Origin of the sequence: Streptomyces griseorubiginosus (assembly GCF_017614965.1) — a bacterium.
Taxonomy (GTDB): Bacteria; Actinomycetota; Actinomycetes; order Streptomycetales; family Streptomycetaceae; genus Streptomyces; species Streptomyces griseorubiginosus_B.
The window spans coordinates 18,295-41,608 of the sequence record NZ_WVUG01000042.1; the positions used below are offsets into that span (position 1 = coordinate 18,295).

Annotated in this window: 29 protein-coding genes; 10 read left to right on the top strand and 19 right to left on the bottom strand. The window is 72.5% G+C overall.

Annotation, left to right across the window (positions count from 1 at the left end):
• The first annotated feature begins 118 nt into the window (after positions 1–118).
• Genes GRC12_RS11250 through GRC12_RS11260 form a run of 3 tightly spaced genes read left to right on the top strand, consistent with a single transcriptional unit; the run spans position 119 to position 2,015 of the window.
• Positions 119–760: a GTP cyclohydrolase II gene (locus tag GRC12_RS11250; protein ID WP_208779062.1), complete on the top strand. Its 642-nt coding sequence runs from the start codon at positions 119–121 to the stop codon at positions 758–760.
• A 23-nt stretch (positions 761–783) separates the two neighbouring features.
• Positions 784–1,071, top strand: a complete 288-nt coding sequence (locus GRC12_RS11255; RefSeq protein ID WP_208779063.1) for a DUF2218 domain-containing protein — start codon at positions 784–786, stop codon at positions 1,069–1,071.
• Positions 1,068–2,015, top strand: a complete 948-nt coding sequence (locus tag GRC12_RS11260; protein ID WP_208779064.1) for an NADP-dependent oxidoreductase — start codon at positions 1,068–1,070, stop codon at positions 2,013–2,015. The genes GRC12_RS11255 and GRC12_RS11260 overlap by 4 nt, the downstream gene beginning before the upstream one ends.
• Positions 2,016–2,047: 32 nt before the next feature.
• Here GRC12_RS11260 and GRC12_RS11265 read toward each other — a convergent pair whose 3' ends face one another.
• The 3 genes from GRC12_RS11265 to GRC12_RS11275 all read right to left on the bottom strand — a co-directional run bounded on the left by GRC12_RS11265 (position 2,048) and on the right by GRC12_RS11275 (position 3,993).
• Entirely contained in the window at positions 2,048–2,224 is a 177-nt protein-coding gene (locus GRC12_RS11265) for a hypothetical protein (protein WP_208779065.1), read from the bottom strand.
• A gap of 85 nt (positions 2,225–2,309) precedes the next feature.
• Positions 2,310–2,933 carry a DUF6629 family protein gene (locus GRC12_RS11270; protein ID WP_208779066.1) on the bottom strand — a complete coding sequence of 208 codons (624 nt, stop codon included), beginning with the start codon at positions 2,931–2,933 and terminating at the stop codon, positions 2,310–2,312.
• A gap of 64 nt (positions 2,934–2,997) precedes the next feature.
• Positions 2,998–3,993: a LacI family DNA-binding transcriptional regulator gene (locus tag GRC12_RS11275; protein WP_208779089.1), complete on the bottom strand. Its 996-nt coding sequence runs from the start codon at positions 3,991–3,993 to the stop codon at positions 2,998–3,000.
• A gap of 252 nt (positions 3,994–4,245) precedes the next feature.
• On the opposite strand from GRC12_RS11275, the gene GRC12_RS11280 reads away from it, so the two are divergent.
• Positions 4,246–4,440, top strand: coding sequence for a hypothetical protein (locus GRC12_RS11280; RefSeq protein ID WP_208779067.1), 195 nt, complete (start codon positions 4,246–4,248; stop codon positions 4,438–4,440).
• A 54-nt stretch (positions 4,441–4,494) separates the two neighbouring features.
• Here the strand turns inward: GRC12_RS11280 and GRC12_RS11285 are convergent, their stop codons facing one another.
• The 4 genes from GRC12_RS11285 to GRC12_RS11300 form a co-directional block, all read right to left on the bottom strand.
• Positions 4,495–4,935 (bottom strand): SRPBCC family protein, encoded by a 441-nt coding sequence (locus tag GRC12_RS11285; protein WP_208779068.1) that lies wholly within the window; start codon positions 4,933–4,935, stop codon positions 4,495–4,497.
• Between the two features lie 53 nt (positions 4,936–4,988).
• Positions 4,989–5,330, bottom strand: a complete 342-nt coding sequence (locus GRC12_RS11290; RefSeq protein WP_208779069.1) for an ArsR/SmtB family transcription factor — start codon at positions 5,328–5,330, stop codon at positions 4,989–4,991.
• A complete protein-coding gene (locus GRC12_RS11295; protein ID WP_208779070.1) occupies positions 5,327–5,791 on the bottom strand; it encodes an SRPBCC domain-containing protein in 465 nt (154 codons plus the stop codon). The genes GRC12_RS11290 and GRC12_RS11295 overlap by 4 nt, the downstream gene beginning before the upstream one ends.
• An 89-nt stretch (positions 5,792–5,880) precedes the next feature.
• Positions 5,881–6,936 carry an NAD(+)/NADH kinase gene (locus GRC12_RS11300; protein ID WP_208779071.1) on the bottom strand — a complete coding sequence of 352 codons (1,056 nt, stop codon included), beginning with the start codon at positions 6,934–6,936 and terminating at the stop codon, positions 5,881–5,883.
• Positions 6,937–7,258: 322 nt separating this feature from the next.
• On the opposite strand from GRC12_RS11300, the gene GRC12_RS11305 reads away from it, so the two are divergent.
• Complete coding sequence (locus GRC12_RS11305; protein WP_308286525.1) at positions 7,259–8,410, top strand: MFS transporter; 1,152 nt, start codon at positions 7,259–7,261, stop codon at positions 8,408–8,410.
• 4 nt (positions 8,411–8,414) lie between these two features.
• Here the strand turns inward: GRC12_RS11305 and GRC12_RS11310 are convergent, their stop codons facing one another.
• Both GRC12_RS11310 and GRC12_RS11315 read right to left on the bottom strand, forming a co-directional pair.
• Positions 8,415–8,768 (bottom strand): VOC family protein, encoded by a 354-nt coding sequence (locus GRC12_RS11310; RefSeq protein WP_208779072.1) that lies wholly within the window; start codon positions 8,766–8,768, stop codon positions 8,415–8,417.
• 58 nt (positions 8,769–8,826) lie between these two features.
• The gene (locus tag GRC12_RS11315; RefSeq protein ID WP_208779073.1) at positions 8,827–9,687 is read right to left on the bottom strand and encodes a LysR family transcriptional regulator; all 861 of its coding nucleotides are present in this window, start codon (positions 9,685–9,687) and stop codon (positions 8,827–8,829) included.
• Between the two features lie 195 nt (positions 9,688–9,882).
• On the opposite strand from GRC12_RS11315, the gene GRC12_RS11320 reads away from it, so the two are divergent.
• Entirely contained in the window at positions 9,883–10,740 is an 858-nt protein-coding gene (locus GRC12_RS11320) for an NAD-dependent epimerase/dehydratase family protein (protein ID WP_208779074.1), read from the top strand.
• Between the two features lie 5 nt (positions 10,741–10,745).
• On the opposite strand, the gene GRC12_RS11325 is transcribed toward GRC12_RS11320, so the two are convergent.
• Genes GRC12_RS11325 through GRC12_RS11335 form a run of 3 tightly spaced genes read right to left on the bottom strand, consistent with a single transcriptional unit; the run spans position 10,746 to position 13,029 of the window.
• Positions 10,746–11,198: a GNAT family N-acetyltransferase gene (locus tag GRC12_RS11325; protein WP_208779075.1), complete on the bottom strand. Its 453-nt coding sequence runs from the start codon at positions 11,196–11,198 to the stop codon at positions 10,746–10,748.
• 10 nt (positions 11,199–11,208) lie between these two features.
• Positions 11,209–12,108 carry a LysR family transcriptional regulator gene (locus GRC12_RS11330; RefSeq protein WP_208779076.1) on the bottom strand — a complete coding sequence of 300 codons (900 nt, stop codon included), beginning with the start codon at positions 12,106–12,108 and terminating at the stop codon, positions 11,209–11,211.
• Positions 12,109–12,123: 15 nt separating this feature from the next.
• A complete protein-coding gene (locus GRC12_RS11335; RefSeq protein ID WP_208779077.1) occupies positions 12,124–13,029 on the bottom strand; it encodes a LysR family transcriptional regulator in 906 nt (301 codons plus the stop codon).
• Between the two features lie 127 nt (positions 13,030–13,156).
• Between GRC12_RS11335 and GRC12_RS11340 the strand changes: the two genes are divergently transcribed.
• Positions 13,157–14,860 carry an NAD-dependent malic enzyme gene (locus GRC12_RS11340; RefSeq protein ID WP_208779078.1) on the top strand — a complete coding sequence of 568 codons (1,704 nt, stop codon included), beginning with the start codon at positions 13,157–13,159 and terminating at the stop codon, positions 14,858–14,860.
• 22 nt (positions 14,861–14,882) lie between these two features.
• A complete protein-coding gene (locus GRC12_RS11345; RefSeq protein WP_208779079.1) occupies positions 14,883–15,596 on the top strand; it encodes a YoaK family protein in 714 nt (237 codons plus the stop codon).
• A gap of 7 nt (positions 15,597–15,603) precedes the next feature.
• Here the strand turns inward: GRC12_RS11345 and GRC12_RS11350 are convergent, their stop codons facing one another.
• The 5 genes from GRC12_RS11350 to GRC12_RS11370 all read right to left on the bottom strand — a co-directional run bounded on the left by GRC12_RS11350 (position 15,604) and on the right by GRC12_RS11370 (position 19,849).
• Complete coding sequence (locus tag GRC12_RS11350; protein ID WP_208779080.1) at positions 15,604–16,272, bottom strand: response regulator; 669 nt, start codon at positions 16,270–16,272, stop codon at positions 15,604–15,606.
• Positions 16,269–17,564 carry a sensor histidine kinase gene (locus tag GRC12_RS11355; RefSeq protein ID WP_308286526.1) on the bottom strand — a complete coding sequence of 432 codons (1,296 nt, stop codon included), beginning with the start codon at positions 17,562–17,564 and terminating at the stop codon, positions 16,269–16,271. The genes GRC12_RS11350 and GRC12_RS11355 overlap by 4 nt, the downstream gene beginning before the upstream one ends.
• Before the next feature lie 19 nt (positions 17,565–17,583).
• On the bottom strand, positions 17,584–18,426 hold the full coding sequence (locus tag GRC12_RS11360; RefSeq protein WP_208779081.1) for an ABC transporter permease: 843 nt from the start codon (positions 18,424–18,426) through the stop codon (positions 17,584–17,586).
• Entirely contained in the window at positions 18,423–19,361 is a 939-nt protein-coding gene (locus GRC12_RS11365) for an ABC transporter ATP-binding protein (RefSeq protein WP_208779082.1), read from the bottom strand. Before GRC12_RS11365 ends, GRC12_RS11360 begins: the two co-directional genes overlap by 4 nt.
• Before the next feature lie 122 nt (positions 19,362–19,483).
• Positions 19,484–19,849 carry an ArsR/SmtB family transcription factor gene (locus tag GRC12_RS11370; RefSeq protein ID WP_208779083.1) on the bottom strand — a complete coding sequence of 122 codons (366 nt, stop codon included), beginning with the start codon at positions 19,847–19,849 and terminating at the stop codon, positions 19,484–19,486.
• Between the two features lie 131 nt (positions 19,850–19,980).
• On the opposite strand from GRC12_RS11370, the gene GRC12_RS11375 reads away from it, so the two are divergent.
• Positions 19,981–20,958, top strand: coding sequence for a quinone oxidoreductase family protein (locus GRC12_RS11375; protein ID WP_208779084.1), 978 nt, complete (start codon positions 19,981–19,983; stop codon positions 20,956–20,958).
• Positions 20,959–20,971: 13 nt separating this feature from the next.
• On the opposite strand, the gene GRC12_RS11380 is transcribed toward GRC12_RS11375, so the two are convergent.
• Positions 20,972–22,024: a threonine aldolase family protein gene (locus GRC12_RS11380; protein ID WP_208779085.1), complete on the bottom strand. Its 1,053-nt coding sequence runs from the start codon at positions 22,022–22,024 to the stop codon at positions 20,972–20,974.
• Between the two features lie 20 nt (positions 22,025–22,044).
• The gene (locus GRC12_RS11385; RefSeq protein ID WP_208779086.1) at positions 22,045–22,719 is read right to left on the bottom strand and encodes a TetR/AcrR family transcriptional regulator; all 675 of its coding nucleotides are present in this window, start codon (positions 22,717–22,719) and stop codon (positions 22,045–22,047) included.
• Positions 22,720–22,795: 76 nt separating this feature from the next.
• Here GRC12_RS11385 and GRC12_RS11390 point away from each other — a divergent pair, with 76 nt between their 5' ends.
• Entirely contained in the window at positions 22,796–23,188 is a 393-nt protein-coding gene (locus GRC12_RS11390) for a VOC family protein (protein WP_208779087.1), read from the top strand.
• The last annotated feature ends 126 nt before the right edge of the window (positions 23,189–23,314 follow it).

Sequence of the window (23,314 nt, forward strand, 5' to 3'; positions counted from 1 at the left end):
CTCGTCGCGTCACGTGATCGACGCCACACGGGCATCGATGTTCAAAATTTGAAGCATATCGGCTATGGTCTGTCCATCAGATTCAAATTTGAACAAGCCGTCGCCCTCGGGAGATGCCATGACCGCCCACGCCCCAGCCGCCTCCGTCCGCACCCGCGTCACCATCCCGCTGCGCTTCCCCGACGGCTACGAAGTCACCACCGAGACCGTCACCTTCCACGGGCTCGTCGACGGCAAGGAACACGTGGCGCTTGTCCTCGGTGATCCCGCCGCGGCCCCGGCGCCGCTGGTACGGATGCACTCGGAGTGCCTGACCGGGGACGTCTTCGGCTCCGCCCGCTGCGACTGCGGACCCCAGCTGCGCGAGGCCGTCGAGCGCATCGCCGAAACCGGCGGCGTCCTGCTCTACCTGCGTCAGGAAGGCCGCGGCATCGGCCTGTACAACAAGCTCGACGCCTACGCCCTGCAGGACGCGGGCCTGGACACCTACGAGGCCAACACCGCCCTGGGCCTGCCCGAGGACGCACGCGACTACACCGCCGCCGCCCAGATGCTCGGCGCGCTCGGCGTCACCGGACTCGACCTGCTCACCAACAACCCCGACAAGGCGGGCCAGTTGCGGGCCCTCGGCGTCGACGTCCGCCTCGTGCGGCCCACCGGCGTCCACACCACCCCCAGCAACCTGCGCTACCTCGACGCCAAGGTCCGCCGTACCCACCACACCCTCGACCTGCCCCTGGTCGCCGGCCTCGCCGGCTGACGCCCTCACCCCGGAGGCACACCATGCCCACGTCCCACGGCCGCGCCGCCACCGACGCCGCCCCGCGCTACGCCAAGCAACTCGCCTCGCACTTCGGCCGGAAGATCCCCACCGAGGAGCTGCCCGAAGGGCGCCACCGCCTCACCTTCCAGCAGACCGACGTCCTGCTGGAGCCCGCGCAGGACCACCTGCTGATCCGGGTGACCGCGCCCGACGCCTCCACGCTCACCACCATCCAGGACGTCGTGGCCGGCCACCTCGAACGCTTCGGCCGCCGCAACGAGTTGACGGTCGTCTGGGAGCAGTCATGAAGGCGGTCACGATCGACGGCTTCGGCGCCGAGCCGCGCCTCACCGACCTGCCCGTGCCGCAACCGGGCCCGGGAGAGCTGCTGGTACGCCTCCACGCGGCCGCGCTGAACCCCTTCGACTGGAAAGTGGCCGACGGCGCCCTCAAGGACGCGGTCGAGCACCACTTCCCCCTCGTCATGGGCTCCGACGGCGCCGGAGTGGTCGAGCGCATCGGCGAGGGCGTCAACCGCTTCCGCCTCGGCGACACCGTCTACGGCCAGTTCATGGACGTGGCCCGGGGACACGGCTCGTACGCGGAGTACGCCCTGGTCCCGGAGGACGGCAGGCTGGCCCGCATACCCGAGGACCTGCCGTTCGGTGTCGCCGCTGCCCTGCCGACCGCCAGCGCCACCGCCTACCAGGCCATCGAGGCGGCCCGGCTGGACACGGGGCAGATCATCCTCGTCAACGGCGCCTCCGGGGGTGTCGGTCAGTCGGCGGTCCAGTTCGCCGTCCACGAGGGCGCACGGGTGCTGGCCACCGCCGCCCCCGACATCGCCGGCCACCTCCGCGACCTCGGCGCCCACGAGACCCTCGACTTCACCGCGGCACCCGTCGCCGAGCAGGTGCTGGCCGCGCACCCGGACGGCATCGACGCCGTCCTGGACCTGATCACCCACCCCGGCGGAGACATCGACGCCTTCGCCGCCCTGCTCAAACCCGGCGGCCGGCTGATCAGCACCAACCACGCCGCCGACCCCGAGGCCCTGGCCGCCCGTGAGATCCACGGCGTCAACCTCTCCAGCAGTCCGAGCCAGGCCGAACTCGCGGCCCTCGCCGACCTCGCGGCCGCCGGAAAGCTCCGCGTCACCGTCGACGCGGAGATCTCCCTGGCCGACGCCCCCGCCGCCGTGGCCCGCGCCCGCTCCGGCCACGCCCGCGGCAAGACGGTCATCCTGCTCTGAGCCGTACGGTCACCCTGCTCTCAGCCCCACGGTCATCCGCGGCCCGGCTCCGCGTACTCGCGGTCCTCGCACTCCCCCTCGACGACGTCCCGCCTGTTCCGCCACCGGGGCACAGGAGTCGAGGTCCCGCGCGGGACGTAGACGTCCCCGCTCAGGCGGCGCAGCGGTGTCACCCGGCTGCGGATCCGTGACGTTCCACTGGTGTTCATGGTCCCACCCTGCGTCGCGGGAGCCGGCGCAACCAGGTCCCTCCCGCACGCAGGATCACCGGTCCCGGTAGCGGCACCACCACCGTCAGCGGGAATACGCGGGCTCCCGGCGCACGACCCAGCCGTACACGACCACCGAGCACAGGGCCGCGAACGCGCACCACGTCGACACGAACTCCAGCCGCCAGAGCGCCCAGCACACCAGCGCCCCCACCCCGGCCAGCAGACCGAGTCCGCGCACCCATCGGTCGGTGGCCAGCAGCAGCGCGCCCACGGTGGCCAGCAGATACCCCGCCACGAGCACACCCCCGTGCGTCAGCCCGAGCACGTAACCGACGGTGTGGCCCCGGATCTCGGCGCGGACGGGACGGGTGGCGATGGCGTACGACAGCGCTGCGGCGGTCGCGACCCCGCTCGCCACGGGAACGGCGAGCCGGGCCCGGGCCTGTCGCGGACCCGCGCACAGCACGGCGAACGGCACCCACACCGCCAGCAGCGGAAAGGCGATCACCGCCCAGGCGACGGTGGCCGGACCGGTGCCGCCGCCGGCATGCCAGACCCACGCCTCGACCAGCTGATGGCCGCCCAGCAGCAACGGCAGCGCGGCCAGCGGCAGTTCACGCAGCCGACGTACCCGCGCCACACAGACGGCGCCGACGCCGGCGATCCCGGCGCCGGCGACGAGATCGGCCGTCGCGCTCCAGCACATGGCTCCACTCTGACCTCGACCGTGCCGCGCCGCCACGGCGGGACACCTGTGTGCGTACCGGTGCTCAGTCCGCCGGCGGCGGCCCGCTGGTCCCGCGTACCACCAGCTTCGGGTCCAACACGGCTTCCCGGGGCTCCAGTTCGGGTTCCTCCAGCCGCTCCACCGCGAACCGCACCGCGTGTTCGGCCATCAGCACCGCGTCCTGCCGTACGGTCGTCAGGCCGATCGGCATCAGATGCGAGAGGTGGCTGTCGTCGTATCCCACGACGGACATGTCCCGGGGGACCTCGACTCCGGCCCGGGTCAGCGGCATCAACAGGCCCATCGCGCACCGGTCGTTGCCCGCCAGGACGGCGGTGGGCAGGGGCAGGCCCCGGTCGCGCTCCTGAAGCAGCAGACGTCCGGTCTCGATGCCGGACTCCTCGGTGTGGTCGCCGGGCAGGACCCGCGCCTCCTCCTCCAGCCCGTGCCGGCGCATCGCCGCCCGGTAGGCACGCCGCCGTTCGGCCGACCCCGGTCCCCGGCCGCCGTCGATGTGCAGGATCCGGCGGTGGCCGAGTTCGACCAGATGGTCCATGGCCTGACGGACGCCCTTGCCCTCGGCGGAGTGGACGAAGTCCACGTGGGCGTGCGGGACCCGGCGGCTGACGGAGACGGCGACCGTGCGGCGCCCCAACTGGGCCAGGAAGGCGGGCTCGGCGAAGGAACCGAGGAGGATCACCGCCTCGCAGCGGTGACTGAGCAGCGCCTCGACGGCCTTCTCCTCGCTGCGGCCCCGGGTGGCGCCGGAGAGCAGGACCTCGTAGCCGAGCCGTTCGGCCTCGGGGTAGATGCCCTCGATCAGGTTCGTGTGGAAGGTCTGCTGGACGGTGAACATGACGCCGAGCGTGCGGCTGCGGCCACGCGCCAGCAGCCGGGCCGCGCTGTCGGGCCGGTAGCCGATCTCGTCGGCCACCCGCAGCACCCGCTCCCGGGTCTCCTCGCTCGCGCCCGGCTGGTTGCGGAACACGATCGAGACGAGCGCCCGCGAGACGCCGGCCTTCTCGGCGACGTCCGCCATCGTGGGCCGCTGCTTGCCCGATGCTTCCACCTGTGACCACCCTCCGACGCCGCCCACCCTATTGGCATGACCTTGGGCTGAGGACATCGTACCCGGCTAGCGCGCACTAATAGAGCGCGCGAGTGAAGGGTCGGACCATCGCCTGCACCATGAAGAGCGTCACCATCTTGACCGGTGACGCACCTCATGCGAGTCTGAGTCCCACGGCGGACCGAAGAACTCGATCCGCCAAGCGAACAGCGGAGGTTGACCGTGGAGATCCAGAGCACCCCGGACAGCGCTGCGGCCGCGCGTCACGCACGGTTCGGCACATTGCCCGAGCGCATCCGCTACGAGGACATGACCGAGGAGAAGGCGGCCACACCGCACGACCCGGCGCGGGAGGCCTACAACCCCGAGGGCGCCTGGATGTCCTTCTCCTGCCTGGCAGCGGACCTCGGCCTGTGAGACGCCTGCGCCGACCGGGGATTCATCACCTGTCAGGACGGTGATGTCGATGCACTAGTGCCAGTTGCTGATCCTGACGTCCTGGGGTGCCGGGTCGCCCTTTCCCGTCTCGACGAGCTTCTTGAGGCTCATCAGGAAGGTCGCCCACTTGGTGCTGCAGTGGTACATGAACTCCACCGGCTCCCGCCAGCCTTCGTGCCGGAAGAGGACGATCGTGTAGCCGCCCTCCTGCTTCAGGTCGAAGCGGATGTGGGTGCCGACCCATTCCTCGGGACCGTCGACGACCTCCCAGCGCACCAGCTCGCGGGGCCGGGCCTCCAGGACCTTGATGTCGAAACCGCCGGGCTCGAAGCGGAACCGGACCACTCCCCCGGTCTCGGGGTCGCCGTCGGTGTCCTGGGTCCACCAGTTCGCCAGCCCGTCGATCGTGGTCAGGGCCGCGTAGACCTCGTCGGGAGACGAGGTGACGCCGATCCTGTGCAGGATGTCCACCATGTCGATATCTCCTTCTCGGATGCTTCTCGGGCGCCCTCCGCGCTCGCGCGCGGTCAGCGCTCCTGGTTACGGCGCTGGATCGCCTCGGCGATCCGCTTGATGCGTTGGAGGCGGGCGTCCCAGGCGGCGCCGACCGCTGACAACTGGGCGACGGCCCGGGCGAGTTGGGCTTCGTCGACCCGGTAGAGACGCTCGCGTCCGGACGGGGTGACATGGACCAGTCCGACCCGGCCGAGCACGAGGAGGTGCTTGGCCACGGCCTGCCGGGTGACCGGCAGTCGCTCGCTGAGCGTGGTCGCCGTACCGCCGCCGTCGGCCAGCAGCAGATCGAGCATCCGCCGGCGTATGGGGTCGCCCACCGCCGACCAGAGTTCGTCGTCGACGGCGGCGCTCACGGCGTCGACACCACCCGGTCGACGTAGGTGACGAGCCGCGGCAGGAAGTGGTCCCAGCCCGTGACGTGCTCGCGGTAGCGCTCTTCGAGTACGGCGGCCTCCCAGCCGTTCTCCCGGAAGCCGCCCTCGGAGAACCGCAGCAGCGTGCCCGTGCCGGAGGGGACCAGGTCGAAGGTCACCAGCAGCGAGTTGTCGACCGACGCGACCTCGCCCTCCTCGTACGCCCACCGGAAGGAGAAGCGCCGGGGCGGGTCGGCCTCCAGCACCGTGAGAGGTACGACCTTCGCCGCCGGGGTCGTTCGGTCGCCGAACACGACGACCCCGGTGGCCCCCGGCTCCGGCTTGAGCTCCGCCTCGTCCGGCCACCACTGCTGGAGGTGTTCGGGCGTGCTGATCACCTCGTAGACGACCTCGGGTGCGGCCTCCACGTAGATCTCGCGCTCGATGCTGCCGTACTCCATCCGCCCTCACTCCATTCGCAACCTTTGGTTGCACATCAGCGTACGCCCGGAGCGACGAACACGCAACCATTCGTTGCGCGACGGCCCCGTCAGGACAGCGGGGGCGGCGGCAGTTGGAGGTGGCGCACATCCTCGGGGACGGGCCCGCCGGGGCGGAACAGGGGGGCCGACTCGCCGTCCGCGGCCGTGGCCGGCGCGTCGGTCAGGCGCATGCGGTCGCGCAGGCGGCCGTAGAAGTCGGCGGGGCTGAGCCTGACCAGGCGCAGCGGCTCGGGTGCCGCGATCACGCCGATCCAGTCCCCGGGTTCGAGGACGCCGCGCGGCTGGCCGTCGACGCTGACGGCGGCGCGCCCGGAATGGGGCAGCACGCGCAGGGCGATCGGCTCGTCGGCGTTGGCGATCACCGTGCGGTTGAACGTCATGTGCGGGGCGACCGGCGTGAACACCACCGCGCGCATCCGGGGCGAGAGCACCGGCCCCCCGGCCGCGAAGCTGTAGGCGGTCGAGCCCGTGGGGGTGGCGACGATGAGACCGTCGGCGGAGTACGAGGCCAGCAGCCGGCCCGCGATGTAGACGCCGACGGCCACCTGGCGGTCCCGGGCCAGCTTCTCCACCACGATGTCGTTGAGCGCGGTGACGTCCAGCGCCACGCCCCAGGAGTCGTCGGCAGCGGACCGCGGCGGTGGCGGCGGCAGCGCGGGGCCCCGGCCGTAGCACAGGATCTGCTCCATGTCGGAGGGCATCTCCAGCGGCCTGGACGCCCGCATCGTCAGGGTCATCCGCTCCTCGCACTCCGAGCGCCCGGCGTGCACGGCGTCCAGCGCCCGTTCGACCTCGGTGACCGGGGTCTCGGTCAGGAAGCCGACCTTGCCGAGGTCGACGCCGAGGACCTGGATGTTCTTCTTGGCCGCGATACGGGCGCCGCGCAGGAAGGTGCCGTCCCCGCCGAGGGTGACGATCAGGTCGGGACTGCCCGCGGCCCGCATCTCCTCCCAGCCGCTTCGGCGGCTGCCCTGTCCCTGCCACACGTCGATGTCCACGCAGCCGATGTCGCGCCGCGCGCACCATTCGCGCACGGCCTGCGCTCCCGACACCGCCTCGGGACGTCCTTCGTGCACGACGAGTCCCAACCGGCTGATCGGCATGTCGTCTCCCGGGCTGCCGTGGTCTGTCTGCGGGCTCTGTGACATGGTCACAGCTTTCGCAGGCGCCTGCCATGAGGCGTACGGACAAGCACTCCCCAGGCCCTGTCGGGTCATCTGTGTTCGAGATGACCGACATCTGGGATCATCGCCACAGGTGCGGAAGCTTCCTTCCGGCATCGGTGCTGAAACCCCACGAGCGCCGACGCAGCCGCTCGCCGAAGCTTTCCGTCCCGAGACCGAGAAGGCGGCCATGTCCCCGGATACCGGCTCCATTCGTTCAAACACAGCTCCAGCTAAGGACGACCTCGCGCCGGCGTCCGGCGTGCCCGGCAGGCTCGTCGCGCTGCTGGCCGTCGCCTCCGGGCTGACGGTCGCCAACCTGTACTACGCCCAGCCCCTGCTCTCGACGCTGCGCTCGGTCTTCCACACCGGTACGGCGACCGTCGGCCTGATCATCACCGTCACGCAGATCGGGTACGTCGCCGGGATGCTGCTGCTCGTGCCGCTCGGTGACCGCGTCGAGAAGCGGCGCCTGGTGACCGTCCTGCTGGCCGTCACCACCCTCGCGCTCGTCGCGGCGGGTACGGCGACCGGGTTCGCCGTGCTGCTGGGCGCGTCCCTCATCGCCGGGGCCACCTCGGTGGTGGCGCAGATCCTGGTGCCGTTCGCCGCGGGGCTGGCCCCGGACCACGCGCGGGGCCGGATCGTGGGGCGGGTGATGAGCGGCCTGCTCACCGGGATCCTGCTCTCCCGGACCCTGAGCAGTCTGGTCTCCGACGCCGCGGGCTGGCGGGTGGTCTACCTGGGCTCCGCCGCGCTCATGGCGATCCTGGCCGTGACCCTGCATCTGACGCTGCCGGAGCACGCGCCGACCACGGCGGCGCCGTACCACCACGTCCTGCGCTCCACCGTCCGCCTGGTGCGCACGCACCCCGCGCTGCTGCGCCGCGGGCTCTACCAGGCGGCGATGTTCGGCGCGTTCAGCGCCTTCTGGACCACGGTGTCCTTCCTGCTCACCGGACCGGAGTACGGCTACTCCGCGATCGGCGTGGGGCTGTTCGCGCTGGTCGGTGCGGCGGGCGCGGCCGTGGCGCCGCTGGCGGGCCGCTGGGCCGACCGGGGGCTGGCCCGGCCGGTGACCGGGATCGCGTTCGGGGTCGGCGCCCTCGCCTTCGTGCTGGCCGGGTTCGGACAGCACGCGATCGTGCTGCTCGCGCTGGCCGCCGTCCTGCTCGACACGGCCGTGCAGACCACGCTCATCGTCGGGCAGCACACCATCTACCGGCTGGACCCGGCCGCCCGGGCCCGCCTCAACAGCGCCTTCATCGCCGTCTTCTTCGCGGGCGGCGCACTGGGCTCGCAGCTCGGCTCGGTGGCCTACCACGCGGCGGGCTGGAACGCGGTCACCGCGCTGGGCGCCGTCCTTCCCGTCCTCGCCCTGCTGTACTGGCTGACGGAGCGGCGCGCCCGCTGAACCGTCAGGCGGGCTGCCAGAGTTCGATCCGGTTGCCGTCGGGATCGGTGACCCAGCCGAAGCGGCCGACGCCCTCCATGTCCTGGGTCTCCGGGTCCACGTCCGCTCCCTTGGCGCGCAGCTGCGCGAGCATGGCGTCCAGGTCGCGGACCCGGAAGTTCAGCATGGTCTGCTGGGTGCGGGAGCCGAAGTAGTCGGTCCCGGACTCGAAGGCCGCGAACACCGTGTCCCCGGGCTCCTGACGCCACAGGCCGTGCTCGTCGGTGTCCAGGCCGAGGCAGTCCCGGTACCACGCGCTCAGGGCCTGCGGGTCACCGGCCCGCAGGAAGTATCCGCCGATTCCCAGCACACGTTCCATGGCGCCATCCTGCCAGGACCGGGCGTCTCCCGCCGGGTGAACTCCCGGTCCCGGCCGGTCAGGTGATGTGCCGCAGCAGCGCGGCGACCGCCGGTGGCACGGGGCCGGGCGGACGGGCCAGCAGGACGTCCCAGTGCGGGGCCTGCCGGGTGAAGCGGCGCAGGGTCAGATCCGGGAAGCGGGCGGCGATCGACTCCGGCATGACGCAGACGCCGAGGTCGTGCCGTACCAGCTCGGCCGCGGCCACGATGTCGTTGACCTCGAACACCGCGCCGCGCTCCACCCCGGCCGACCGGTAGGCCCGGTCCACGGCCTGGCGGACGGCCCATCCGGGGGCGAAGTCGACGAACGGCAGGCCGGCGGTCTCGGCGAGGGTGACCTCGTCGGGGCGGGCGAAGGACCGCGCGGGCGCCGCCGCCAGCACCATCTCCTCACGGGCCAGCACCTTGGTCACCAGCCCCCGTTGCTGCTGCCGGTCGAAGGCCACGACGGCGAGGTCCACCGATCCGTCGCGCAGGGCCTGCCGGATGTCGACGACCGCGGCCTGCCGCAGCCGGACCACGACCCTGGGGTGCTCGGCGCGCAGCGCGGTCAGCGCCCGGTGCAGGTCCGCCCACACGCCCTGCATCGTGCCGACCGTGATCCGCCCGCGCAGTTCACCGCGTGCGGCGGCGGCCGCCTCGCGGGCCTGCTCGGCCGCCCGCAGCGCGGCACGCGCCGCCGGCACGAACTCCTCGCCCGCCGCGGTGAGCGTCACCCGGTGCGTGGTGCGGTCGAACAGCCGGATGCCGAGCTCCTTCTCCAGCTCGCGCACGGTGCCGGAGACCGCCGACTGCACCACGTGCAGCCGTCGGGCGGCCGCCGTGAAGCCGCCCTCCTCGGCGACCGCGACGACGACCTCCATCTGCCGAAGGTCCATTCCCTCTCCCCACGCATCGCTCCACGGCCACCGACGTGCCCCCGATCATCGCACCCACGGCGGGGCCGCACCCCGTCCCGCCACCGCTGATACCCGCAGGGCATGACAGCGGCCCGAAGAGGTCTTGGACGCCCCGCCGCGACCGCCCGCACGCTGAAGCCGACGTATTCGACACCCCCTTGAGGAGCACATCCGATGAAGGTCTTCCTGACCGGCGGGTCCGGTTACATCGGCAAGGCGACGATCACCGCACTGATCCGGCACGGGCACACCGTGGAGGCGCTGGCCCGCAGCGAGGACGCGGCCCGTACGGTCGGCGGGCTGGGGGCCGTACCGGTGACCGGCGGTCTCGGCGACCTCGACGTGCTGAACGCCGCCGCGGCCCGCGCCGAGGCCGTCGTCCATCTGGCGCAGGCCGACACCGGGGAGGCCGATCTCGCGGCGGCCGGTGCCCTGCAGGACGGGATCGGCTCCGGCACGTACGTCCACACCGGCGGGACGTGGGTGTACGGCGACACGGACGGGGTGGCCGACGAGACCGCGCCGTGGAACCCGCCGCCGGTGGTCGCCTGGCGCCGCCCGGTCGAGGAGGCGGTCCTGCGGCGGGCGGAGCGCGGCGGGCGCCCGGTCGTCGTCCAGCCCGGCCTGCTGTACGGCGGGGAGAACCGCCTGATCGACCTGTTCTTCACCGCCCCCGGCAGGCGGGCGGGCGCCATCCCCTGCATCGGCGACGGCGGCAACCACTGGGCGCTGGTCCACGTCGACGACGTGGCGGAGCTGTACGTCGCCGCGCTCGGGGCCCCGGCGGGTTCGGTGTACGTCGGCGTGGGCGGGGTGAACCCGACGGCGAAGGAGGTGGCCCTGGCGCTGAGCCGGGCGGCGGGCATCGCGGGGAAGACGGTCTCGATCTCCCTGGACGAGGCACGTGAGCGCATGGGCGTCATCGCCGACGCCTTCGCCCTCGACCAGCGCTTCACCCCGGCCCGCGCCCGCACCGAGCTGGGCTGGACGCCGGTCCACACGGACCCGCTCGCCGATCTCGAACGCGGCTGAGCGGATCAGCGGGCGGCGGGAACCGGCTCGCGCACCATGAACACGTCCACCGGATCCTCGCTCTCGACCCGGAAACCATGCCGTTCGTAAAGCCGTTGGGCGGGGCTGCCCCGCAGCACGTTCAGCCGGATCGGCGCGTCGTCGCGGTCGTGCCGTTCCAGAAGCGTGCTGAGCACGGCCGAGCCGATGCCCCGGCCCTGGAGCGCGGGGTCCAGGTAGAAGTGCTCCAGCCAGTGGGCGTCCTGGGCGGGCCGCAACGCCACGCAGCCGGCGAAGGCGCCGCCGACCTCGATCACCCAGGTGTGCGCCGGGACGAACCCGTCCCGCAGCCGCTGCCGCACGCGGTGTTCGTCGTACCGGCCGAGCCGTTCCAGGTCCCGTCGCATGACCTGCGCCCGCAGCTCGGCCACCGCGTCGACGTCCGCCGCCGAAGCCGGCCGCATCTCCCAGTCCGCCATGATCGGGATGCTATCCGGCCGCTCCTCGGCCGCCGTCGGGCCGGTTCTGCCGCGCGAGAGCGAGGGCGATCTCCACGAAGTCGCGGATCAGGGGCGAGCGGCGGACCGCCGTCCACGCCAGGCACACCTGGCTGGGCCCGATGTCCTCCACCGGGACGGCGACGACGTCGGGCCGCGGGTAGAAGCCGGCCGTGGACAGCGGGAGCACGCACACCCCGGCCCCCGCGGCGACGAGTTCCAGCTTCTCCTCGACATGGCGGATCGGCGGGTTCCCGGGCCGGTCGGCCCGGCGCGGTTCCAGCGCCACGTCACGCCATTCGGGTACCGCCTCCGGGTCCTGGAGCAGGTGCTCTGCGGCGAGGTCGGAGACGGTGACGGCCTGCTTGTCCGCCAGCCGATGTCCGACGGGGAGCATGACCACCCGCGGCTCTTGGAACAGCGGGCGTACCTCCAGGCCCTGCTGGTCGACGGGCAGCCGGACCACGCTGACGTCGGCCCGCCCGTCCCTGAGCACCTCGACCTGGTCGTCCCAGCTGGTGCGCAGGAGGCGGACGCCGAGATCGGGACGGCGGGCCGTCAGCGCGCGGACCTCGGCGGTCACGGTGATGCCGGGCATGAAGCCGATGGTGAGGGTCGGCACGCCGGTGGCGGCGTTGGCGGCCCTCCTGACCAGTGCCTCGGCGGAGGCGAGGAGTGAGCGGGCGTCCTGAAGGAGCTGCTCGCCGGCGACGGTCAGCTCGGTGCCGCGGTGGTCCCTGCGGAGCAACTGGACGCGCAGCTCGTCCTCCAGCGCGCGGATCTGCCGGGAGAGCACCGGCTGGGCGATGTGCAGCCGCTCCGCCGCGCGCCCGAAGTGCAGCTCCTCGGCCACGGCCACGAAGTAGCGCAGCTTGCGCAGGTCCACGTCCATGGGTCACCGCCCTTCCTAGGCCAGGATCTCCTGTTCGGCCACCGACGCGGCATGTCCTCGCACATGGTCGAGGAACCGCCCGGAACTCGGCGGGAGGGTGCGGGAGGTCAGCCAGGCGATGCCGATGTCCCGGGCCGCCTCCACGTCGGTGACCTGGAGGTAGGACGGTCCGCCGGCGGGCGCGGCGGCGTGCGGGCGTGGGACGAGCGCGACGCCCAGGCCCGCGCCGACCAGGCCGCGCAGGGTGGCGACCTCGTCCCCCTCGAAGCCGACCCGGGGGCTGAAACCGGCCTCGCCGCACAGTGCCTCGGTCACCGAGCGCAGGCCCTGCTCGTGCCGCAGCAGGATGAAGGGCTCCTCGGCGACCTCGGCCAGCCGGGCCCGGCGCCGCTGGGCCAGCCGGTGCCCGGGCGGCACGGCCAGCCACAGCGGTTCGACCAGCAGACGGCGCCAGGTGATCAGGGGGTGGCCGGGGTCGCCGGCCGTGAGGAGCAGGTCGGCGGTTCCGTCCAGCAGGGAGGCGACGAGGACGGCCTCACTCCCCTGGCGCAGTTCGAACCGGGAGAGCGGGAACCTCTCCCGGAAGCCCGTGATCAGCGGGGGCAGCAGCCAGGTGCCCAGCGAGTGCAGGAAGGCCAGCGGGATCAGGCCCGTTTCGGGGGACACGGTCTCGTGGACCGCGCGCAGCCCGCGGTCGAGGCGCTCCAGTGCCGCGTCCGCGTGTTCCTTGAAGGCGCGTCCGGCCGGTGTCAGCCGCAGTACGCGCCCCACCTGCTGGAAGAGCTCGGCGCCGAGCTCGTGCTCGAGGCGGCGCAGCGCCCGGGAGAGGGCCGGCTGGGTCATGTGCGCCTCCTCCGCGGCCTGGGTCACCGTCACACCGTCGGCGACCGCGACGAAGCAGCGCAGTACCTGCACGTCCATGCGATCCATGTTACTCATGCATGGGTTTCCCGGTATCGAGTCATTGGACGCATGGAAGTTCGGGGGTCACTCTGGGGAGAGACAGGGCGACCGGCGGGTCGCGATCCGGACACGTCATGGAGCGACGATGAGTACCCAGTGGAAGCCGCAGGCCAACCGGTTCGAGACCTCGGCGCGCGGCCGGGCCGTCCTGGCCGATCCCCGCCTCAACCGCGGTACGGCCTTCACCGAGCGGGAGCGCCGGGACCTGGGTCTGGACGGACTGATCCCGCCCCGCGTGCTGACCCTGGACCAGCAGGCCGACCGGGCCTACGGCCAGTACTCCGCCCAGCCCACCGACCTCGCCAAGCACGTCAACCTGGCGGCCCTGCACGACCGCAACGAGGTGCTGTTCTACCGTCTGCTCAGCGACCACCTCTCGGAGATGCTGCCGATCGTGTACACGCCGACGGTCGGCACGGCCATCGAGCGGTACAGCACCGAGTACCGGCGTCCGCGGGGCATCTACCTGTCGGTCGACGCCCCCGAGGACATGGAACGCGCCCTGCGCGCCTCGGGGCTGGGCGCCGAGGACGTCGACCTGGTCGTGGCGACCGACGGCGAGGCCATCCTGGGCATCGGAGACTGGGGCGTTGGCGGCATCGACATCTCGGTCGGCAAGCTCGCGGTCTACACGGCCGCGGCCGGGATCGACCCCGCCCGCACCCTCGCCGTCGTCCTCGACGTCGGCACCAACCGCAAGCAACTCCTCGACGACCCGCTCTACTTGGGCAACCGTCATCCACGGGTGGACACGGAGACGTACGACGCCTTCATCGAGCGCTACGTCACCACCGCCGAACGCCTCTTCCCCGCCGCGCTGCTGCACTTCGAGGACTTCGGGCCCGCCAACGCGCGCCGCATCCTGGACCGTTACCGGGGCGAGCACTTCGTCTTCAACGACGACGTCCAGGGCACGGGCGCGGTCAACCTCGCCGCGGTGCTGTCCGGCGTACGGGCCAGCGGGATGCCGCTGCCCGAGCATCGGGTGGTGGTCTTCGGCGCCGGTACGGCGGGCATGGGCATCGCCGACCAGCTGCGGGACGCCATGGTCGCGGAGGGGCTGAGCCGCGAGGAGGCCACTGCCCGCTTCTGGGCCGTGGACCGCTACGGGCTGATCACCCGCGCCCAGGAGGGACTGCGCGACTTCCAGGTTCCCTACGCCCGTTCCGCCGACGAGGTCGCCGACTGGCGGCGGGACGACCAGGTCCAGGGCATCTCGCTGGAGGAGGTCGTCCGGCGAGTGCGGCCGACCGTGCTGATCGGCACCTCCGGCCAGGGCGGTGCCTTCACCGAGGGCATCGTGCGGGAGATGGCCGGGCACACCGAGCGCCCGATCATCCTGCCGATGTCCAACCCGACCCGGCTCGCCGAGGCGGTGCCCTCCGAACTCCTGGACTGGACGGACGGGCGGGCGCTCGTCGCGACGGGCAGCCCGTTCGAGCCGGTGACCAGCGGCGGGGTGACCTACGAGATCGGTCAGGCCAACAACGCGCTGATCTTCCCCGGCCTCGGTCTCGGCGCCGTCGTCGCCCGCGCCACCCGCGTCACCGACTCCATGCTCTCCGCCGCCGCCCACGCCGTCGCCGAGCAGGTCGACTCCACGGACCGGGGTGCCTCCCTCCTCCCCCACACCCGGGACCTGCGGCGCACCTCCGCCGCCGTGGCGGTCGCCGTGGCGCGGGCGGCCGCCGAGGCCGGTGTCGCCCGCGAGACCGTCGGCGACGGCATCGAGGAGCGGGTGCGCCGGGCCATGTGGGAGCCGGTGTACCGGCCGGTGGTGGCGGTCTGAGGTGCCGGGGACAGAGATCACCATGAGCAGCGGGACCATCGACCGCGGGCCCGGCAGGAGGTTGTTCGCGGCGACGAGGGCCGTCGTGAGCGAGGACGACAGGCTCGTCCCTCCGCTGCTGATGCTGACCCTGCTCAGTGGTGTGATCGACGCGGTCAGCCTGCTCGGTCTCGGCCATGTGTTCGTGGCGAACATGACCGGCAACCTCGTCCTCGTCGGCCTGTCGCTCACCGGCGCGCCCGGGTCCGCGCCCGCGGGTCCGCTGGTCGCGCTCGGCGGCTTCGTGGTGGGCGCCCTGCTGGTACGTGCGGTGGCGCCGCGCCGGGTCGGCCATCGCACGCTCCTCGGCGTCTGCGCCGCGCTGGAGGCGGCCCTGTTCGTCGCGGCGGCCCTGGTGTGGTCGTACGACGACGTCGCGGTGCTGCCGATCCTGCTGGGCGCGGTGGCCCTTGGCATGCAGAACGCGGCGGTACGACGGCTCGGCCTGGCCGGCCTGACCACCACGGTGATGACCAGCACCTTGACCGGCCTGGTCGCGGGCCGGGCCGAGGAGCGCACCGCGTCGACCTCCCGCCGGCAGGCGCTCAGTGTCCTCACCCTGGTCGCGGGTGCCGCGCTGGGCGCGGTGACCGTGCGGTCGGCCGGCACGCCCTGGACGCTGACGGCGGTCGCCGTGCTCGCGGTCGTGGTGGCGGTCACCGTGCTCGTGGGCCCGTCCGCCCAACGGGACGGATGAGCCTCGCTCAGCCCGCGTTGGGCCGGGCGAGACCGATGTCGTACGCGAAGATCACCGCCTGGATGCGGTCGCGGGCGCCTATCTTCGCCAGGACGCGGCCGACGTGGGTCTTCACGGTGGACTCGGAGAGCACGAAGTGCGCGGCGATCTCGCCGTTGGTCCAGCCCTTGCCGATCGCTTCGAGGATCTCGCGTTCGCGGTCGGTGAGGCTCGTCAGTCTCGGGTCCTCGTCCGGATCGCGGCCGGTGGCCGGCCGGTTCCGGGCGTACTCGTCGAGGATGCGGCGGGTGAGGGCGGGCGCGATGACGGCGTCGCCTGCGGCCACCGCGCGGATGCCGGCGAGGAGTTCCTCGGGGCGGGCGTCCTTGAGGAGGAAGCCGCTGGCTCCGGCGCGCAGGGCGGCGTGGACGTACTCGTCGAGGTCGAAGGTGGTCAGCACCAGGATGCGGGAGCGGTCGCCGGCGGCGACGATGCGGCGGGTGGCCTCGATGCCGTCCATGCCGGGCATCCGGACGTCCATCAGGACGACGTCGGGGCGCAGTTCGGCGGCCTTGCGGACGGCCTCGGCGCCGTGCGCGGCCTCGCCGACCACGTCGGTCTCGGGGACCGACTCCAGCAGGATGCGGAAGCCGTAGCGCTGCAGCGGCTGGTCGTCGACGATGAGCACGGTCGTCACTCGGTACCGCCCTGGGGAGTGAGGTCGAGGGTGGCCCGGACGCTCCAGCCGCCGCCGGGTGCCGGGCCGGCGCTCACGTCGCCGCCGTAGAGAGCCGCCCGTTCGCGCAGCCCCACCAGGCCGTGTCCTTCCTCGCCCGGCGGTCCGGGCAGCAGCGCGGGGCCGGTGTCCTGGACGCGGATGGTCAAGGAGGTGTCCTCCACGAGGATCGCCAGGTGGACCCGGGTGTCGGGGCCGGCGTGCTTGAGGGTGTTGGTGAGGGCTTCCTGCACGATCCGGTACACCGTCAACTGCACCCCGCCGTCGAGGGTTTCCACGTCCCCGGCGGTGCGGTAGACGACCTCGAGACCGGCGGCGCGCACCCCGGCGCACAGGGCGTCGATGTCGGCGAGTCCGGGTTGCGGGCTGAGCGCGGGCTCGGCGCCGGACGTGCCCGCGCTCTCGCGCAACACGCCGAGCACCCGCCGCAGTTCGCCCAGCGCCTGACGGCCGGTGTCACCGATGAGCTCCAGAGCTTCCTTGCCGCGTTCGGGGGCCAGGTCGGTGGCGTATCTGCCGGCGTCGGCGAGGGTGATGATGACGGACAGGTTGTGGCCGACGATGTCGTGCATCTCGCGGGCCACCCGGGCCCGTTCCGTGGCGACGGCCAGCCTGCCGCGCTGGTCGCGCTCGATCTCGAGGCGGGCCGCCCGCTCGCGCAGACCGGCGAGCTGAGCCCGGCGGATGCGGACCGTCAGCCCCAGCGCGAGGGCCGCGGTCGCCGTGCTCAGCAGGAAGAACAGTGCGTCCCACACCGACACCGCGTGCGACACGCGCAGCGCGACCACGGTCAGGGCGCCCGCCATGACCGCGCAGGCCCAGGGCAGTTGTCGAAGCCGCCCGTGCAGCACCAGGCTGTAGAGGGCGATGAACAGGGCGAAGTCCGCGCGCAGTCCGGCGCCCAGGGACCACTGCAGCAGGAAGACGGCCGTGATGACGCCGAAGGTCATCAGCGGCCGTCGCCGCCGCCACAGCAGCGGCAGCACCAGTCCGACCTGCACCGCCAGCATCGCTGGCAGGGGCAGGTCGGTGAGGGCGAGGCGGAGCCGGTGCGGTCCGTCGTCGTCCGTGGTGGCGCCGATGGCGTGCAGCAGGTCCGGCACGCAGAACAGCAGGAAGACCAGGACCACGACCGCGGTGTCCAGCACCCACGGCCGCGCCCGGTCGGCCTGCCGCAGCCGCTGGCCGGTCCGGGCGAGCCGGGCGACCAGCGGCCCCAGCCCGCCGGCGTCGTCGAAGGTCACGGATGTCACCCGTCCATGGTGCAGGCGCTCAGACGTCGCTGCGCACCAGCCGGTAGGCCGCGCCGGCCAGCGCGAGGACCGTCCAGCCGAGGAAGACCCAGAGTCCGGCGCCGGGCGAGAGGCTGGTGGCGTCGTGGGTGAGGGCGTACATCGACTGACCGGCGTTGCTCGGCAGGTAGGGGCTGATGTTGTCCTGCCAGGAGCTGGGCAGCAGCGTCACCAGGCCCGGGATCAGCATGAGCGTGGCGACCAGCACCGAGATCCCGCCGGCCACCGAGCGCAGCAGCATGCCCAGGGCCGCGCCGATCACCCCGACCAGGCCGAGGTAGAGCCCGGCGCCGAACAGGGCACGGACGACACCGGCGTGGGAGAGGCTCATGGCCGCCGGCGTGCCGGAGACGATGCCGCTGCCGATCTGGAAGGTGACGAACGCGCCGATCGTGCCGACGACGAGCACGACCACGCCGTACAGGGCGGCCTTGGACCACAGCACGGGCAGCCGGCGCGGCACCGCGGCCAGCGTCGAGCGGATCATGCCGGTGGAGTACTCGCCCGCGGTGACCAGGACACCGAGGACGCCGAGGGCCAGCTGGGCGAAGTCCGTGCCGAACAGGGACAGTTCGACGCCCGTCCGGCTGGCGAAGTCCTTGTCGAGGGTGCCGGAGTCGTACCCGGACTTGTAGCGGGCGGTGGCGATCAGCCCGAAGGCGACGAGGAACAGCAGCCCGAGCCCCAGCGTGATCCAGGTGGAGCGCAGGGACCACAGCTTGGCCCACTCCGAGCGCAGCACTCCCGCCGTGGTGACCCGGTAGGCGGGGCGTTCGGAGGTGGTGGTGGGCGGTGTCTCGGTGGTCGCGGTGATGGTGGTCATGCCGCCCTCCCGGGGGTCTCGATGGCGGTCGTGGTGCCGTGGTACTCCACCGCGTCCCTGGTCAGGTCCATGAAGGCCTGCTCCAGCGACACCGTGCGGGAGCTGAGCTCGAACAGGGCGATGCCGTGCTCGGCCGCCTTCAGGCCGATCTCGCGGGCGGTGATCCCGGTGACCTGGAGTTCTTCGGAGCCGATGTGTCCGGTGATGTCGACGCCGGGTCCGGCCAGCACCTCCCGCAGCCGCGCCGGGTCCTGGGTGGCCACCGTCACGGTGTCGCCGCCGGCCTGGCGGACCAGGTCCGAGACGGTGGTGTCGGCCAGCAGCCGGCCCCGTCCGACGATGATCAGGTGGTCGGCGACGAGGGCCATCTCGCTCATCAGATGCGAGGAGACGAAGACCGTACGGCCCTCCTCGGCGAGCGAGGTCAGCAGGTTGCGGATCCACAGCACGCCCTCCGGGTCGAGCCCGTTGACCGGCTCGTCCAGCATGACCGTCTGCGGGTCGCCGAGCAGGGCGGCCGCGATGCCGAGCCGCTGCCCCATGCCGAGCGAGAAGGCGCCGGCCCGCTTCCGGGCCACACTGCCCAGTCCCGCGAGATCGATGACCTCGTCGACGCGGGCGCGCGGGATGCCGTGGGTCAGGGCCAGTGCCTTGAGGTGGTTGTAGGCCGAGCGGCCCGGGTGGATCGACTTCGCCTCCAGGAGCGCGCCGACCTCCTGAAGCGGCGCGCGGTGCTGGGCGTAGCGACGGCCGTTGACCGTCACGGAACCGCTGGTCGGGGCGTCCAGCCCGACGATCATGCGCATGGTGGTGGACTTGCCCGCGCCGTTGGGTCCCAGGAAGCCCGTCACCGTGCCCGGCTTGACGACGAAGTCGAGCCCGTCCACGGCCGTCTTCTCCCCGTACCTCTTGGTGAGCTGCTGTGCCTCGATCATCCGCGTGCTCTCTCTCGGTCCGCGGCACCCGTCGGCCGCCGCACCTCACACGCTAGGGAACCGGACCGTCCGATCCGGTGGTACCGCGGTTCGATCTACGCCGGGCGGGTGGTACCGGGGTACTACGCGGGGTTGCGCCCCCGGGGTCGGTCGCCTTCGGCGTTCAGCACGAGATCGAGCAGTCCGGGAAAGCGCGCCTCGAACTCCTCGCGGCGCAGCCGGTTGACCCGCCGGGGCCCCTCGTCGCGCTGCTCCACCAGGCCGGCACCGCGCAGGACGGAGAAGTGGTGGCTGAGCGCGGCCTTGCCGACCGGCACGTCGAAGCTTCCGCAGCTGCGGCTCCAGTCGGCGCAGCCCGCGAGTTCGCGGATCAGCTGCAGGCGCACGGGATCGGCCAGCGCGGACAGCGCGGTGAGCACGGAGACGTCCTCGGGATCGGTGTGCACCGGTGCCGCGCGGTGACCGCCGCCCACAGCCTGCTTCGCCATGCCCCTCTCCCCGTCCCCCGTCGTCCCGTCCACACCGCTTGCCGAGTGTTCGATGAATATCTTACAGTCCCAGTGTTCGCTTTCCATTGAACACTGGCCGATGAAGACGGACCGAGAGGCGGGGACGACCCATGCGCGCAGTCGAGTTCCAGGAGTACGGCGGCCCCGAGGTACTGAAGGTCGTGGCGGCCGACATCCCCGAACCGCTGGCCGATCAGGTGACCATCGACACGGCCTATGTCGGCGTGAACTTCGCGGACCTCAAGGCACGCGCCGAGGGCTACCGGGTGCCGTCGCTGCCCTTCCGCCCCGGTCTGGAGGTCTCCGGCCGGGTCCGGGCCGTCGGCGAGGGCGTCGAGGGTCTGCGTCCCGGCCAGGAGGTGGTGGCGCTCGTCGAGGGCGGGGCGTACGCGGAGGTCGTCCTCGCCGAGCCGGCCACCGTCTTCCCGCTCCCCGAGGGCCTGGACCTGCGGACGGCGGCCACGCTGCCCACGGTGCTGCCGACGGCGCACGCCCTGCTCCACGAGGTGGGCCGGCTGCGCGCCGGGGAGAGCGTGCTGGTGCACGGCGCGGCCGGCGGTGTCGGCACGGCGGCCGGACAGCTGGCCCGGGCGGCCGGCGCCGGCGCGGTCTACGGCGTGGTCTCCTCCGTGGGCAAGGCCGAGCACGCCCTCAAGCACGGCTACGACGAGGTGTTCACCGCCGGCACCTTCGCCGAGGACGTCCGCCGAGCGACCGGTGGCAGGGGCGTCGACCTGATCCTCGACCCCGTCGGCGGGGACACCCTGCGTCGGGGCCTCGAAGCACTGGCCGTCTTCGGACGCCTGGTCTCCTTCGGCAACGCGAGCGGAGCCGAGCCGTGGCGGGTGGGCCAGCAGGAGCTGTATCCGTACGGCAGCTCCGTCGCCGGATTCTCCATCCTCAGCCTGGCCCGGTCCGCGCCCGAGGAGCTGCGCTCCCTGACCGGGCGAGCCTTCCGCAAGGTCACCGACGGCACGGTGAGCCTTCCCGTCACCGCGGAGTTCGCGCTGTCGGACGCGGCCGAGGCCCACCGTCTGATGGGCGGGCGCACCTCCACGGGCAAGCTGCTGCTGCGCACCACCGACTGAGCGGCGCCCGCGGTCAGCCGGCGTGGCGGCGGACGGCGCCGATGAGGCGGTCGACGTCCTCCGGGGTGGTGGCGAAGGACGTGACGAGGCGGACGACGCCTGGCTCCCAGCGGTCGTGGTAGAAGGCGTAGCCGTCGCCCAGGAGTCCGTCGATGACCTGACGGGGCAGACGGCAGAAGAGGATGTTGGCGTCGGCGGCACCGAGCAGTGCGACGTCGGGCACGGCCTTCAGGCCCTCCTGGAGACGGGCCGCCATGGCGTTGGCGTGCGCCGCGTTGCGCAGCCACAGGTCGTCGGTGAGGTAGGCGTCGAACTGGGCGGCGTGGAAGCGCATCTTGGCGGCGAGCTGGCCGGCGCGCTTGGCGCGGAAGGACAGTTCGGCGGTGAGTGAGCGGTCGAAGACGACGATCGCGTCGGCGGTCATGGTGCCGTTCTTGGTGGCCCCGAAGGACAGCAGGTCGACGCCGGCCCGCCAGGTCACGTCGGCGGGCGCGCAGCCGAGGGCGGCGACGGCACCGGCGAAGCGGGCACCGTCCATGTGCAGACGCAGCCCGGCGTCCTTGGTGATCGACCCCAGGGTGCGTATCTCGTCCGGGGTGTAGACGGCACCGGTCTCGGTGGCCTGGGTGACGCTCACCACGGAGGGCTCCACGCTGTGCACGTCCCCGGCCTTGTGGCGTACGGCGGCGCGCAGCACCTCGGGATCGATCTTGGCGTCGGATCCACCGAGCCCCACGAGCTTCGCGCCCGCGGTGTAGAACTCGGGAGCCCCGCACTCGTCGTTGTTGATGTGGCTGTCCCGATGGCACAGCACGCTGCCCCAGGGCGGGGTGAGAGCGGCGAGGCTGAGCGCGTTGGCGGCGGAGCCGGTGGAGACCAGCAGGACGTCGACGTCCCGCTCGAACACCTCGCACAGCCGGCGCCGGACCGTGGCCGTGATGTCGTCGGCGCCGTAGGGCAGGGCCTGGCCCGCGGCGGCCCGGCTGACGGCCTCGAGGACCTCCGGGGAGGCGCCGGCGGTGTTGTCGCTGCTGAAGACGCGGGCTGCGGGAGGAGCGGTGCTCATGGTGGTGTCCTTACGGTCCGTCAGGTGCGGGGGTGTTCGGTGACCGCGGGTCGCGCTCGCCCCGGGTCCGCGGCCTCGATGAGCTGGCGCAGGGCGCCGAAGTAGACCTCGTGATCGGTCACGGCTGGCACGATCGCGGCGAGGTGGGCGGTCAGCGCGGGGAACCGGTCCGGGTCGAGGGCGGCCAGGGCGGTGCGGGTGGCCACCCGGGCGGGTCCGGGGTCGCGGTGGTCGACGAAGCCGGCGCTGCCGAGGGTGAGCAGATACATCCGCCGGTACGCGGTGATCGCCTCCCGCGGGGTCATGCCGGCGGCGAGACTGTCGGCGAGTTGCGGCTCGGCCAGCCGGGCGAGCAGATTCGGGCCGAGCCACGGGCGCGTCCCGCGCAGGGCGAGCAGGCCGGGATGGGCCGCCAACAGCTCGTACAGCGCGGTGAACCGGGCCTCGGTGGCGGCGGCCCACTCGGTACCGGGCTCGACGTCGGGCAGCTTGGCTGCCACCTGGTCGACGCACAGGTCGAGCAGTCCCGCCAGGTCAGTACAGCGCCGCTGGAGGGAGGCGAGCGAGATCTCCAGCCGCACGGCCAAGGCCCGGAAGGTCAGTGCCTCGGGCCCGCCTTCGTCGACGAGCCCGAGGGCGGCTTCGGCGATGCGCTCAGGGGTCGCGCGGTCGAGAGCCGCGGAGTGGCGGGGCATGCGGGTCAGTGTACGGTACGGCGTATCGATCTGGTGGGTCGCACATCCACCCCCGTTACCCGGGCAGCAGTACCGCATGAAGCCCCAACCGCGTTTCACGCTGGCCGCGACCACCCTCGACGCACCGAACGCCCGCGCGCTCGCGCACTTCTACCAGGGCCTGCTGGGCTGGCCGATCCGGAAGGAGGAGCCGGACTGGGTGGAGATCGCGCCGCCCGACGGCGGCCAGGGGCTGTCGTTCCAGACCGAGCCTCTCTTCACCCGACCCCAGTGGCCCTCCACCCGCTCCGACCAGCAGATGATGATGCACCTGGACATCGAGGTGACGGATCTCCCGTCAGCCGTCGAGCACGCCCTGGCGCTCGGAGCCACCATGGCGGACTTCCAGCCCCAGCACGATGTACGCGTGCTGTACGACCCGGCCGGCCACCCCTTCTGCCTCTTCACGGCCGACGGCCACGACGCCTGAGATCCGACCGCCATGACCTCCGGGCCGGTGATGTCTCAACGACGGCTGTCCGGCCTGCCCATGCCCTCGGTGAGGTCAGTGGTGCGGGGGGTTGCGGCGTGGGGTGATGACGGCGTTGGGCAGGGC